The sequence below is a fragment of the Nocardia sp. CY41 genome (assembly GCF_009829325.1).
In the GTDB taxonomy this organism is placed as follows: Bacteria; Actinomycetota; Actinomycetes; order Mycobacteriales; family Mycobacteriaceae; genus Nocardia.
The window spans coordinates 1-11,792 of record NZ_VUOS01000062.1; the positions used below are offsets into that span (position 1 = coordinate 1).

Annotated in this window: 15 protein-coding genes; 8 read left to right on the forward strand and 7 right to left on the reverse strand. The window is 66.3% G+C overall.

What is annotated here, in order from left to right; genetic code table 11:
- Positions 1–465: 465 nt before the first annotated feature.
- Positions 466–606: a hypothetical protein gene (locus GVY64_RS35655; RefSeq protein ID WP_159850938.1), complete on the forward strand. Its 141-nt coding sequence runs from the start codon at positions 466–468 to the stop codon at positions 604–606.
- A gap of 268 nt (positions 607–874) precedes the next feature.
- Here the strand turns inward: GVY64_RS35655 and GVY64_RS35660 are convergent, their stop codons facing one another.
- Entirely contained in the window at positions 875–1,792 is a 918-nt protein-coding gene (locus GVY64_RS35660) for a hypothetical protein (protein WP_201298317.1), read from the reverse strand.
- Positions 1,793–2,312: 520 nt separating this feature from the next.
- Between GVY64_RS35660 and GVY64_RS35665 the strand changes: the two genes are divergently transcribed.
- Positions 2,313–2,504, forward strand: a complete 192-nt coding sequence (locus GVY64_RS35665) for a helix-turn-helix domain-containing protein (protein WP_159850940.1) — start codon at positions 2,313–2,315, stop codon at positions 2,502–2,504.
- Between the two features lie 24 nt (positions 2,505–2,528).
- Here the strand turns inward: GVY64_RS35665 and GVY64_RS35670 are convergent, their stop codons facing one another.
- From GVY64_RS35670 to GVY64_RS35685, 4 genes are all read right to left on the reverse strand, one after another.
- Positions 2,529–3,116: a DUF6245 family protein gene (locus tag GVY64_RS35670; RefSeq protein WP_159850942.1), complete on the reverse strand. Its 588-nt coding sequence runs from the start codon at positions 3,114–3,116 to the stop codon at positions 2,529–2,531.
- A gap of 316 nt (positions 3,117–3,432) precedes the next feature.
- Positions 3,433–3,774, reverse strand: a complete 342-nt coding sequence (locus GVY64_RS35675; RefSeq protein ID WP_159850944.1) for a hypothetical protein — start codon at positions 3,772–3,774, stop codon at positions 3,433–3,435.
- Between the two features lie 926 nt (positions 3,775–4,700).
- Positions 4,701–5,282 (reverse strand): hypothetical protein, encoded by a 582-nt coding sequence (locus GVY64_RS35680; RefSeq protein WP_159850946.1) that lies wholly within the window; start codon positions 5,280–5,282, stop codon positions 4,701–4,703.
- A gap of 892 nt (positions 5,283–6,174) precedes the next feature.
- A complete protein-coding gene (locus tag GVY64_RS35685; protein ID WP_159850948.1) occupies positions 6,175–6,735 on the reverse strand; it encodes a recombinase family protein in 561 nt (186 codons plus the stop codon).
- Positions 6,736–7,131: 396 nt separating this feature from the next.
- Here GVY64_RS35685 and GVY64_RS35690 point away from each other — a divergent pair, with 396 nt between their 5' ends.
- The 3 genes from GVY64_RS35690 (at position 7,132) to GVY64_RS35700 (ending at position 8,285) form a co-directional block, all read left to right on the forward strand.
- The gene (locus GVY64_RS35690; protein WP_159850950.1) at positions 7,132–7,368 is read left to right on the forward strand and encodes a hypothetical protein; all 237 of its coding nucleotides are present in this window, start codon (positions 7,132–7,134) and stop codon (positions 7,366–7,368) included.
- Positions 7,369–7,472: 104 nt separating this feature from the next.
- Positions 7,473–7,655 carry a hypothetical protein gene (locus GVY64_RS35695; protein ID WP_159850952.1) on the forward strand — a complete coding sequence of 61 codons (183 nt, stop codon included), beginning with the start codon at positions 7,473–7,475 and terminating at the stop codon, positions 7,653–7,655.
- A gap of 492 nt (positions 7,656–8,147) precedes the next feature.
- Positions 8,148–8,285: a hypothetical protein gene (locus tag GVY64_RS35700; protein WP_159850955.1), complete on the forward strand. Its 138-nt coding sequence runs from the start codon at positions 8,148–8,150 to the stop codon at positions 8,283–8,285.
- A 239-nt stretch (positions 8,286–8,524) separates the two neighbouring features.
- Here GVY64_RS35700 and GVY64_RS35705 read toward each other — a convergent pair whose 3' ends face one another.
- Complete coding sequence (locus tag GVY64_RS35705; protein WP_159850957.1) at positions 8,525–9,274, reverse strand: CmcI family methyltransferase; 750 nt, start codon at positions 9,272–9,274, stop codon at positions 8,525–8,527.
- A 144-nt stretch (positions 9,275–9,418) separates the two neighbouring features.
- Positions 9,419–9,904 carry a helix-turn-helix domain-containing protein gene (locus GVY64_RS35710; RefSeq protein WP_201298318.1) on the reverse strand — a complete coding sequence of 162 codons (486 nt, stop codon included), beginning with the start codon at positions 9,902–9,904 and terminating at the stop codon, positions 9,419–9,421.
- Between the two features lie 663 nt (positions 9,905–10,567).
- Here GVY64_RS35710 and GVY64_RS35720 point away from each other — a divergent pair.
- The 3 genes from GVY64_RS35720 (at position 10,568) to GVY64_RS38820 (ending at position 11,674) form a co-directional block, all read left to right on the forward strand.
- Entirely contained in the window at positions 10,568–10,855 is a 288-nt protein-coding gene (locus tag GVY64_RS35720) for an ArsR/SmtB family transcription factor (protein ID WP_159850959.1), read from the forward strand.
- A 3-nt stretch (positions 10,856–10,858) separates the two neighbouring features.
- A complete protein-coding gene (locus GVY64_RS35725) occupies positions 10,859–11,284 on the forward strand; it encodes a VOC family protein (protein ID WP_159850961.1) in 426 nt (141 codons plus the stop codon).
- Between the two features lie 249 nt (positions 11,285–11,533).
- Positions 11,534–11,674 (forward strand): helix-turn-helix domain-containing protein, encoded by a 141-nt coding sequence (locus GVY64_RS38820; protein ID WP_268895710.1) that lies wholly within the window; start codon positions 11,534–11,536, stop codon positions 11,672–11,674.
- Positions 11,675–11,792: the final 118 nt, after the last annotated feature.

Consider the following 11,792-nt stretch of genomic DNA (forward strand, 5'->3'; position numbering starts at 1 on the left):
CCTGAAACACCGCCCCGCACAGCACATCACCCAATCCTCTTCCCCCGGGGGTGGCCAAGGCAGCACTTCGACCCCCGGTGCAGGGCTCGGGGGTCGAAGCGGCGGTGAGGCGTCCTCGACACTGTGCAGCGAGGACGATCGAGACTATCGCGACACCCCCGGATCGACGAGTATCGCGGCCCGGTATGTCCGGGGCCCTCGCCGAGGACGAGTGAGACCACCCGCGCACACGCCCCACTTCCCCGACTTCGACCAGGTCACCGGGAACCCCAGTGGCTTCTCCCTTCCCAGTCGGCTGCCAGGCCGCCGATTCGCGTAGCCACATGCATATCCGATTTCCCTGCGATTCCCCTATGAATATCTGCTGAGTGATAAGGGAACCTATTCTCGGTGGAGTGGGGGCAGAAGTGTGGTCTGATCACCTGCCTGTGAGGGCCTGCCTTCCAGGCGGACGAATCCCTGGCGGTGGGAAGCGATGTCGAGTCCGCCGCCGGAGCCCGCGATGAGAGCGTTGCCCTCGGCATCCCACAGCAGAACGCGATACCGCTGATCGTGGTCGCCTTCTCGAACGACAGCATGGACCTCGCTGGTCGCAGGGTGCGGTGATGACGGCTCATCGGCAGGAATGCGCATCACGGGATGAGCGCGCTCACCACTTCGTGGCGGGCACGACGAGCGGCGGCATCCCCCGACAGCGCCTCAGAAATGGAGCGGGGCCGGTGCGGTTGGTTGTCGGTGGTCCTCATGGGGTGAGGGGTAACCGATACCGTCGCCGACCATGCCTGGCCAGACTGCGAGGTGGCCCGCGTGAATTCTGCAGCAGTCTTCTGGTACCGGACCGCAGCCTCACCCTGATGGTGGGCCGCTGCGATGGCTACTTTCGCCAGCGACGCCACAACCGCCGAGCCGGGGCGGAGTCGTCCGGTCCCGGTGCGGAGTCGTCGTCGAGGTCGACCGGTGGTGGCGCGGCGGCGGTGGGCACCGGTTCGTTGTCCGGTGCCTGGTGGTCGCCGGTGGGGGCGAGGGAAACGGGGAGGGCGTCAGGTCCGGTGAGGTGGGCGTCTGATCCTACAGTCAGATCGCCCACCGTGCGTTCGGCGATCGTGGCGGTGACCTCGCCGATGCTCCCGTCTTGGGTGAGGTGGTCGAACATGACATCAGCCAATGTCAGCTCGGCGGTGTCGTAGTCGTGGTGGACCGACACATGCCGCAGTGCCGGTCCCGCGTCGCCGAAGCGGGTGCGTGAGCCGGTGGCGGGGCCGTCGATGATCAGGACCCACACCGCGGCCGTGGTGCGGTCGGCGGCCACGCGTAGCCGCCCGGCCAGCGTTCCGGCCGGGTCGCAGCCGAGGTGATCGGCGACCTCGCGCATGTTCTCGGCCAGGTCCAGGCGCATCAGCTGCCGGGCTACCTCGATCTCGGAGGCGTCGAACTCCTCGCAGATCTCCGGCAGCGGCCGCGCTCGAGTCCAGGCTTGGCGCAGCCCGGTGGTCATCTCGGTGTCCCAGTAGACGCTGCGCGCGCGGCGGTGGCGTTCGCGCAGTGACTCCCGCCAATCGAAATCCGGTGTCGCCAGCAGCATGCGCAGCGTCGGCACCACGGTGGCGGCGGTGATGCGGTAGTGCGGCGGAAGGAGCTTGCGGCACTGTCCCCGGATCGCGCAGACGCTGCGACCGGCACGTTCGGCGATCTGCTCGACCGGCAACCCGGAACGCAGTAGCTCGACCAGCTCGATGTTGCGTTCGTCGGTCCACAGCTCGTAGGCGCGGCGATGCACGGTGCGATCAGCCATTACAGGAACCTCCCTGTACCAGTTCCCCTGTCGTGCACCGGGTTTCGGCACACCATGGTCCATGGTGCCTGGATCAGCCACCAACGGGACCCGATCAGACGCACAGCGATCGCGCATCTGCACGTGCAGGCGTGAGGCGGTAGGAACCCCCCGTCAGTAGCCGAGGTGCTGCCCTGGCCGCAGCGCCGACCGGGTCTGCCCACCGGCCACAGCGAGAGCTATCGCGACGCAACCGAGACCGACGGCCCGTCGCGCTCACCGCCATCCGGAAGCGACGAGTCGTGACCTGCCGGGAGTGCCCGGCCACTGCCGAGTTCGGGCACGTACTCCTCGATCGTCGAGCGGGAGACACCCAGCAGCCGGGCGACCACCGAGGGCTCGAAAGTACTTTCGCCGACCGCACGCTCGGTCGAGTCCGGAGAACATTTTCGTGCGCGAAACCGGACACTGCGCAGGTCGGGACGATCCGGGATGGGGCGTACCAACACCACACCGTATGTGCGGGCCTTAGGCCCGCGCGATGCTGACCCGACCCGAGGAGTCGGTGTCCTCGATCGCCCGACTGCTGGGCGTCTCACGGTCCACGCTCTACAAATACGTGCCCGAACTCGGCAAAGGCCACGGTCAACTCACCGCCGGGCAGGATCGCCCGATGCCCGAGGTCAGCAAATATGACCAGCTGCTGCCGTCCGGCCGGGCCACCCAGGCGTAGCCCGGTCGCCCGCCGGGAGGTCGTCTACAGGCCGACAGATTCGAGCATGTTCAGCAGGATCTCGGTGTTGGTCAGTGCCAGTTGCAGCGCTTCACGCGCGGCGCGCAGCTGACCGGCCTGGTCGGCGAGAGTCTCCACATCGCCCTGCGCGAGGGCGTCTTGGCTGGCGGCGATCACTCCCAGCAGTGTGTGCAGGGCCGTGACGGCGTGCGCGGCGGCCAGCGGGATGGGGCCGACTTCACGGTTCTGCGCCATCATCCGCAACGGCGTCCCCGCACGCAGCACCTGCCAGCGAATGAACTCGATCCGTTTGACAGGATCTTCATCCAGTCCCACCCCGGCGGCGGTGAGCTGCTGCTCCCAAGCGGCGTGGCGGGCATCGGCGTCGAGATCGACCGCATCAGCCGACGCCGCCTCGGTCTGCACCATCCCCAGCAGCGCGTTGACCATCCGCACCCGGTAGGCGTCTGCCCCGCCCAGGCGATCCGCCCCGGCGGCATGTTCGGTCGAGGTGTTGCGCCCCTGATACATCCCCAAAGCCGCCATGGCCGCAGCGATCTGCTCGACCGTGACGGGCCGATCTCGGTTCTGGTGCTGTTCGTGTTCACTCACCCGGGAAGGCTATCGCCACCGCGTGCCTGCACGTCGGCGAAAGCCACACGGGCAGACACCCCCGGGCAGCGGCGTGCCACGGCGGTCTGCCCTCCACCGGAAGCGCGTTCTGAGCCAGCCGTGACCTAACCTCTGGCGGCCACGGTTCCAGTTCGGTACGTCGACCTACCGGCTCGCGCCGCCGACGAAGTGACCGCCAGGGCAAGGCCGACAACCGTTGGCCCACGATGACCGCCGACGATCTCGGCCCGGCCGGTACCCAGCGGGCAGTCACCGGCACACCGTTCACCCCGTCCAGCGCTACCGCAAACGGGTGCTACCCCACAACGGGGCGGCAGAAAAGCCGCAACGGTTCAACACGCGTTTCAACCGCTGTGCGTGTGTTTCGTCCTTCACGACGCACACCCACCACGAGCCCGCACAGTCCCGCCGCGTGCTGGCAGGCGTCGCTGTCGCGGTCGCGCTCGCGGTAGCGCCGGCAACCGCCCTGGCAGCCCCGGTCCTCGCTGCCCCGCTGACCCTCGAACCCGCCGATCCAGCCCAAACCGGCGAACAGGCCCAGCCCGACGATCAAGCCGAGCCCGCGCCCGGCCCCGCCGACCCGATCCACGGCGGTGGCGGCAGCCACCATCTCTCCCACGGCGGCGGCAGCCACCATCTCTCACTCATAGGTATTTCCTCAATTCGTGCGTAGCGGTCGGGTCATCGACCGCGGGGATGCCGGAGAGGGTTTCACGCATCCGGGATGCGGGCGGGATCCTCTCCCACGGCGGTCATCGTAGCGATGCGTGTAACGCCGATCACCGGCACGTGAACATCAAGCGTCCGTGCGCATTCCGGCCGGGACGATCACCCCAGGTGGGTCACCCGGCATTCGCCCGGAGTGGACAGGAGGATAGTCCTCCCACTCTGCGGTGACACGCGAAATATCTTGCGCTGCCGCCTGATTCCGCGCCAGGGAGACACGCGGGTCGGGCTGCTCGCCGGTGGGGTTCATCGCCTCGACCGACCATACGGTCAGTCTTCTTGTGCCGCACGGCAGCGGCAGTCCGCGCACGAGGTGCACCTCGCGCATCCGTCGCAGGTGCCGACCCAGTGGTGCCCGCACGCCGGATTGATGTCTTGACCTGCCGGTGGGCGATGGGCAATCAACGGCCCACCCCGGTCGAAGGAGCGGGTACGCCGCGGCGGGGTGGGCTTGTCTGCTCGAACCCGCCGCATAGCAACAAGACTATGCCCTGCTGCTCGCCTGGGAGCCCGTATGAGAAACCGTGCTGCTACCTGAGACGCAGCTCGCCCCGTCACCCGGGCTCCTGGCCCCTTTCCGATCTCGATCCCTACGAAATCCCCACAGGCGTGCCACCCATTCCGGAAGTATCCCAGCGGCACCACACACGTGGCTGGATTCGAGATCGGTTCGCGCTGCCGCCGGACTGGGGGTGGATGCTTTTCATCCCTGGGGTCGGCCGCAGGGTTGGTGACCGAGTCGTTTCCGTGCGTCGAGGTCGGAGATGGCCAGTGCTTCTCGATCGTCGGCCCGGACAGTGTGTCGCAGATGTCGGGGACGTCGTCGGGGGCGGCGCCTCACAGGATTTCGGTGTTTTCGTCGTCGCTGTGGGCGGCGGTGGATTGCTGGACGCGGGCGGTGGCCTGGGCCAGGTCCATGGGGTGGGCGAAGGTCTGCCCGTCGCTGCCGGTCGCGATCCACCACGCCTGGCCGGTCCGGTCGAGGTTGAGATAGCGGCGGGTGCGGACGTGTTCGTATCGGTGGACCTCGCGGTCGTCGAGGGTCACGGTGCCCACGTGTGCGAGCACACCGAGCAGTTCGGGTGCGTGCGCCTCGGCGGCGGCCCAGATGCCCGCGGCCGGGGTCGGGGTCGGGGTCTGGGCCAGTCGCATGATCGCGGTGGCCGCCAGCCGGGACACCTCACGCAGGTCGTAGTCGTGGCTTTGGAACATCATCACCAGCCGCCCCCACGCCTGGGTGGGGTCGTAGCCCGCGCTGCGCATGAGGCCGGTGAGGCCGTCCACGTGCGCGTCCAGCGACGCGATGGCGGCGGCGTGGTCCCGGTCAGCTACGACCGCGATCGGGGTTGGGTTCTTTTCGTTCGCGTTCTCGCCCATGGTGTTTCGGCCCCGTTCGGGCTGTTTCTCGCGCTTGCTCATCGTTCTACAGCACCACACCACCCGATCCCCGAGCCCGCCACTGGCGGACAGGATGGATCGGAAGAGTCGTCGTACAAAGGGGGTGCCAGGATTCGAGTTGGAACGTCCTGCTCGGCCTGCGAGACGGCGACCGGCACTGGCTCGGGAACGCATACACTTACTCCCGCCGGGGTCCTACGAGCGCGCCTCGAGTGCCCACTCTCCTCGCCCCGCGCCCACGATCCACGCCCTGAGCGCTAGATACTGCCGCGCTCGGTTGCCGGGCGGAAAGCTCGCTCTCGACCGGCGCGGATCGACCAGCGACATCGAAAACGTTGCCGCGGTAGGGTTTCGGCCGGGTACCGTCGCGCCCGGGCTGCGGGCGGGTGGCCGTGCATCCGTTACGTTCCACACCTACCACCCCCGGGCTGCGAAACGCTCGCTGCCACCGACCCCCGGGTGCCGCGAGCCCGGATGCCGTCGAGCCCCCGCTCGACGGCCACGAGAACGAGAGCATGCCACAGCGTGGGGCCTGGTCGCGTTCTGAGATAACGCCGCGGGCTCGCCCGGGAGCAAGATTGCCCTGCAGGCGAGCCACGATCGCCCACCCATCTCGCACATGCCGGACCTACTGCCCGGCGATGTTTTTCAGCACACGCTGTTGATACGTGTGTCAAAAGTTTTGGTGTGCAACAGAATTCGTGATCAAATGGATCCCGTCGCGCCCGAGTCCTGACGACACCGGGGTGCGGCAACCGCCGATAGGCAGCGACCTCGGCTCCCTCGGCCTCCCTCGTCAGCCAGGAAGAAGGGAGCTGGGGTCGCGCCGGACGCAGCGGTATCCCGGAAACAACCAGCGCCCCACGCTGGGGCATGCTGTCGTTCTCGTGTTCGAACCCGGAACCTCCGCAGGTCAGGCCGTGACAGCGTCGGTCCGCAGGTACGCGTAGACGGTTTCACGGCTGACACCGAACTCCCTGGCCAGCGCCGCCTTCGACGCCCCGGCGGTTGCGCGGGCGCGCAACAGGTCGGCTTGTTCGGTGGTGAGGGCGGGTTTGCGGCCGGTGTAGGCGCCGCGGGCCTTGGCCGCCGCGATGCCCTCGCGCTGGCGTTCGAGAATAAGGGCGCGTTCGAACTCGGCGAAGGCACCCATCACGCTCAGCAGAAGATTCGCCATCGGCGAGTCCTCGCCGGTGAAAGTCAGCGACTCCTTCACGAACTCCACCCGCACACCCTTGCCGGTCAAAGTACGCACCAGCCGCCGCAGATCATCGAGGTTGCGGGCCAGCCGATCCATGGAGTGCACGATCACGGTGTCGCCGTCACGTACGAACCCGATCAGCTCGTCCAGCTGCGGGCGGGCGGTGTCCTTGCCGGAGGCCTTGTCGATGAAGGTGCGCTCGACGGCGATCCCGTCGAGCTGGCGGACGGTGTTCTGGTCGACCGTGCTCACCCTGATATAGCCGACGCGCATACTGACCTCTCCACCACTTGAAATGTCAAGTTGAAGTCTAAGAATCCAGCGGACGCATGTCAAGAAATGCAGAAGCAGACTCTATTCTGACGCTTTTCGGTCCGGTCACCGCTGTGGTGTTGGGGTGTACCCCAGATACACACGAGTGCGACTCATCTGAACGCCGATCGGCAACCGTGAATAGGGATCCACGTACGTAGACAGGTATATGCCGGTGTGAATGACCGATGTGGGGCCGGTACCTATCCGATGAGGATGGTTGTCGTGCAGCGAGCGCACCACCGGTGACAACACCGTCACCCGAAACCGCCCTCGACAACGGCGTCGGTAGGCCGACAAGGAAGTCGGCCGCACAGGCGGGATCCCGCAACGTCACCAACCAGGAAACCCATTCTGATGTCCACTAACCCGTTCAGCATGTTCGGCTTGGTCGCCGCACTCGACGGCCGCAACATCCAAGCCCACCTCACCGGCACCGTCGCCGACTGCACGGTCTGCGCCACCGTGTCCGGCCCGGTCACCGCCTGCCCAGCCGACCGCGTCGCCGAGATCACCCGCACCGCGCAACGCCCCTTGGCAGCCACCGACATCGTCGACCACCTCGGCGCGGTCGGATACATCGCGGCCTCGTAGAAGCGAAGGTGTATGCCCCACCGGTTTCACCCCACCTCCGAAAAACCCTCACATCGGCGGGTGCCTCGCGTCCTGAGCTTGTTGCGTTTCTCACCCACCTCGACATGCTGGAAGTCGCCGACCCCGACGACACCGACCCCGACTGGAAGAGCAAGCGTGCCGACTATGACTTCCGCACCGCGCGTGCTGCACGCCACGCTGAGTTCATCGATGAGGCCCGGGACTTCGCTCACAGCATGATAGAAGGCGACTGTGATGCCGATCTCGGTGGCACCGGGCGGATCTGACCCTGCTACCGGGGGTTTCGGATTGGTGGGCTCGCCTAATCAAGTGTCGCCAGTTGGTGCCCAACCTGACGGTCTGCGTGCCCATGGGCCTGTGGCGTAGCGGCTCCAGGCGGCGGTGACCTGAGCGGCGGCCCGGGTCGTCGTGTGGTGGTGGTAGCCAAGCGCGTCGGCGACGACTGGGGCGGGCAATTCGAGAACGTGCTGGTGCAGCGCGCCGACACGGGCTGGGATGTTGGGAACCGCCGAGGGCTCTGATCAAGGCGCCGAGAGTGTCGGGGTGTATCGGCTGACCGGGAGGACGTGCTGGCCGAACGGCTCCTGCTGGGGATCTACGCCTACGGCACCAACACCGGTATCCGGTCGGTCGCCGACGGTGACCACGGCCACAGCGAGGACGCTAGACCGCCATCCTCGGTGACCGATCCCGACAGGTAACGGTTACCCGCTACGCGCCAGTTATCACGGTGACCGCCCACTTTTCCCGCCGCACCCGTGCCACGCTGGATACCCATCCTCGGCTCCCGGCTACCCGAGATCGTCCCCGACGACACCGACGTACTGTTCAACCCCGCCGGCGACCATCCCTCCGGCCTGACCACCACCGCGATACGCTCCGCCGGACAGGCCTGACACCCCGGGTCCCCCGGCATTGCTTGACAGCCAGCCAAGCACCAACCGCACCCGCCCGAACCCTGCCATCACCGCTGGTCAAGGCAACTTCGCTATATTCCGCGCGATTACTACCGGAACCCCAATACCGTCGCCTATTGACGCTATGTCGCCTACCGGCACTATTGGGAACTGTGCATGCTGCTCGGGTTGTGGGACGGGCTGCGCAGCGGGGATGTGTTCGTGCCGGGGTCGCGCCGCTATGTTGCGGTCCGTTGCAGCAATCCTTCGAGGTGGCAGGTGATTCCATACAGTTCCAGATCACGGCGGACCTGGAATGCCTGGCCCTGCGTGGTGGCCAGCCAATCCCGGGTAGCCGGCAACACGCCACCCGGCATGCCCTGCGGCTGTAAATCGGGATCATCAACGATCCCGTCCTCGACTATGAAGAAGCCGCCGACCGGCACGAAATCGCTGAAATGGCGCAGTGCCGCGCTAGTGGTGGCGTACTGGTGCAAGGTGTCCTCCACGACGAGGCATCGGGCACCGGTTGGCACGAATCCGGCAACCTCGTCGGCCAGTTCTGGATCGGTAACGTCGCCGTCGATGAGCGTGATGTCACGGTCGAAGTCTGGATCGACTTGCCGCAGGATTTTTCGAGTGCGGTCCTGGTTCAGATCCACCGATATCACCCGGACCGGGCTCGGCACCCGCCCGTAGTGTGCCAGTGCACGAAGCCGGTCGCGAAACCACAGCGCGGAACCACCCAGGCAGGTCCCCAAGTCGATCACGATCTGGCTGCGTGACAGCCACATCAAGTGCTCGAAGACGCGCAAGTCTTCCGGAAACTTCTTCAGCCGCACGCCCGCGTACATATCGTGACCGTGCTGGCGTGCGCGATCTTGCCAGTAGGACAGCAGCCGATCGTGCCGGTCCGCAGTCACAAGATCGGGCAGTAGGTCACTGTCGGAGGTTGCGGGGAAAAATTCTGGCCGCTGGCTTGTGATCATGAGTGAGTGTAACTATTCAGCGCGGCACGACCACCGGCACTGAGCCGTCGACCACCATATCTCTGCGCTAGCCGGGTAGGAGGCGGCTGGTGGAACTTGTCAGCTGCCGTCGTGACCGCACAATCGTGCCCGACCCGCGACCGGCTACGCCTCGATCGCCCGGCGGGACGGCAGCAGCTGGTCATATTTGCTGACCTCGGGCATCGGGCGATCCTGCCCGGCGGTGAGTTGGCCGTGGCCTTTGCCGAGTTCGGGCACGTATTTGTAGAGCGTGGACCGTGAGACGCCCAGCAGTCGGGCGATCGAGGACACCGACTCCTCGGGTTGGGTGAGCATCGCGCGGGCCTGGCGGATCTGCTCGGCGGTCATGGCCGGCGGGCGGCCCAGGCGTTGCCCGCGGGCCCGCGCGGCGGCCAAGCCTTCGTTGGTGCCTTGGATGATCAGTTCCCGGATGAACTCCGCCAGGGCGGCGAACACGTGGAATACCAACCGGCCGCCGGGGGTGGTGGTGTCGATCGCTTCGTGCAGGGACCGGATGAGAGTTCCCGCCGCGATGTCAGTGCGCTGAGCTGCGGGTTTCCCACCTGATGTCAGTGGGATTTCCCGCTGGATGTCAGTAGCCAGTCCCATATAACCCGAGCCCTGACCTGGGCTTTTGGAAGTCGATGGATCTGACGAAGGACGCCGTTCGAAAGATGTTGTTGTTCAGGAGGGACATCGTCGGCCGGTGCCGGGGCCGAGCAGGCTGGTGAGGTCTCGCATGGCTTGGGGCGAGGGTTTGAAGTAGCGGCGCAGGTTTTCTGCCTTGCGGTGCCGCGACTTGGCCATCAGTTCGACCAGGCTGGCTCCTGCTTCGCCGAGGTGGGTCAGGGACGAGTGCCGGAATTCGTGCGGATTCCATCCTGTGCCGGGCCCGCCAGTGGCGGTCGCCGCGTCGAGCAGCGCTCGAGCCTGGCCGTAGGACAGGCGGGCCAGTCCGGTGTCGGGGCAGGTATCGCGGTCGTCGATGTACTTGCCTGGTCCGGGGCGGCGGTGGGTGACGAACAGCGGGCCGCGGTGGCGGTCGCGGAGCAGGCGAGGTAGCAGCCGGGCGGTTCCGGCGTCCCAGTAGACGAGTTCGTGGACGTGTTCGGGACCGGTTCCAGGTGGATTTGAGCGTCATGCGGTGTCCTGAGTCGCGATTTGTGCAGACGAAAAATGACACCACTCACTGGTTGTGCGCCGTGATCGAACACTCGCAGTTGCCGTCATCACAGCTTGACAGGCAAGTGATTACTTGCCTATCGTGACAGTGTGAGCGAAGGTACCGACCCCAGCGAGGTTTTCAAGGCGCTGGCCGATCCCACTCGCCGGGTGATCCTCGACGAGCTCGCCGAGCGCGACGGCCAGACGCTGTTCGAGCTGTGCGGTCGGCTGACGATGCGGCATGGGATGTCGTCCACGCGGCAGGCCATCTCCCAGCATCTGGAGGTGCTCGCCGTCGCCGGCCTGGTGACCGCCAGCCGGGAGGGCCGGTACAAGTTCCACTATCTGAACCGAGAACCGTTGCGAAATCTCACCGATCGCTGGCTGAAGGAGTAAGACATGCGCATCACCGTGACCAGTGTGTTAGTCGACGATCAGGCCAAGGCACTGCGTTTCTATACCGAGGTGCTCGGCTTCGTGAAGAAGCACGACGTCCCGGTCGGCGAATACAGCTGGCTGACCGTCGTCTCACCGCAGGACCCGGATGGTGTGGAGCTGTTGCTGGAACCCGACGAGCATCCGGCGGCACGACCCTTCAAGAACGCGCTGGTGGAGGACGGTATCCCGTTCACCTCCTTCGCTGTTGAGGATGTGCACGCCGAGTACGAGCGGCTGCGCGAGCTGGGCGTGCACTTCACCCAGACTCCGCTGGACCACGGCACCGTCACCACCGCCGTTCTCGACGACACCTGCGGCAATCTCATCCAGATCGCGCAGCAGAAAGCCGATGGTCTTCCGCAAGGGGTACCCGACCAAACCGCTTGACACAAAACGCTTACCTCCCTGTACCACGCTGGATCCCCGTACCCGGCTCCCGGCTATCCGAGATCGCCCCTGAACACACCGACGTACTGTTCAACCCCGCCAGCGACCACCCCTTCCGCCTGACCACCACCGCCATACGCTCCGCCGGACAGGCCTGACACCCAAGTCCGCCGGCATTCCCTTCACAGCCAACCCATCCACAGCCCGAACCATCACGGACATCACCGCAGGTCAAGGCAACTTCGTTGTATTCCGCGCGATTACTACCGGAACCCCTTGTTGCGCGCCCGTGCCGCCGCCGGGGTGCCGAAAGCGGCGCTGGCCAGGGAGTTCGGCGTCAGCCGTGAAACGGTCTACGCGTACTTGCGGGCCGAGCCCGCGACGGCCTGAGCTGCGGAGTTTCCGGTTTCGAACACGAAACCGAGAGCAGCGAAGCTGCCTTCGCGCGAAACGGCCCCGGCTCCCTCCCAGTCGCCGGGGTGTAATTCGTTGTGCGGCATAGTCCGGA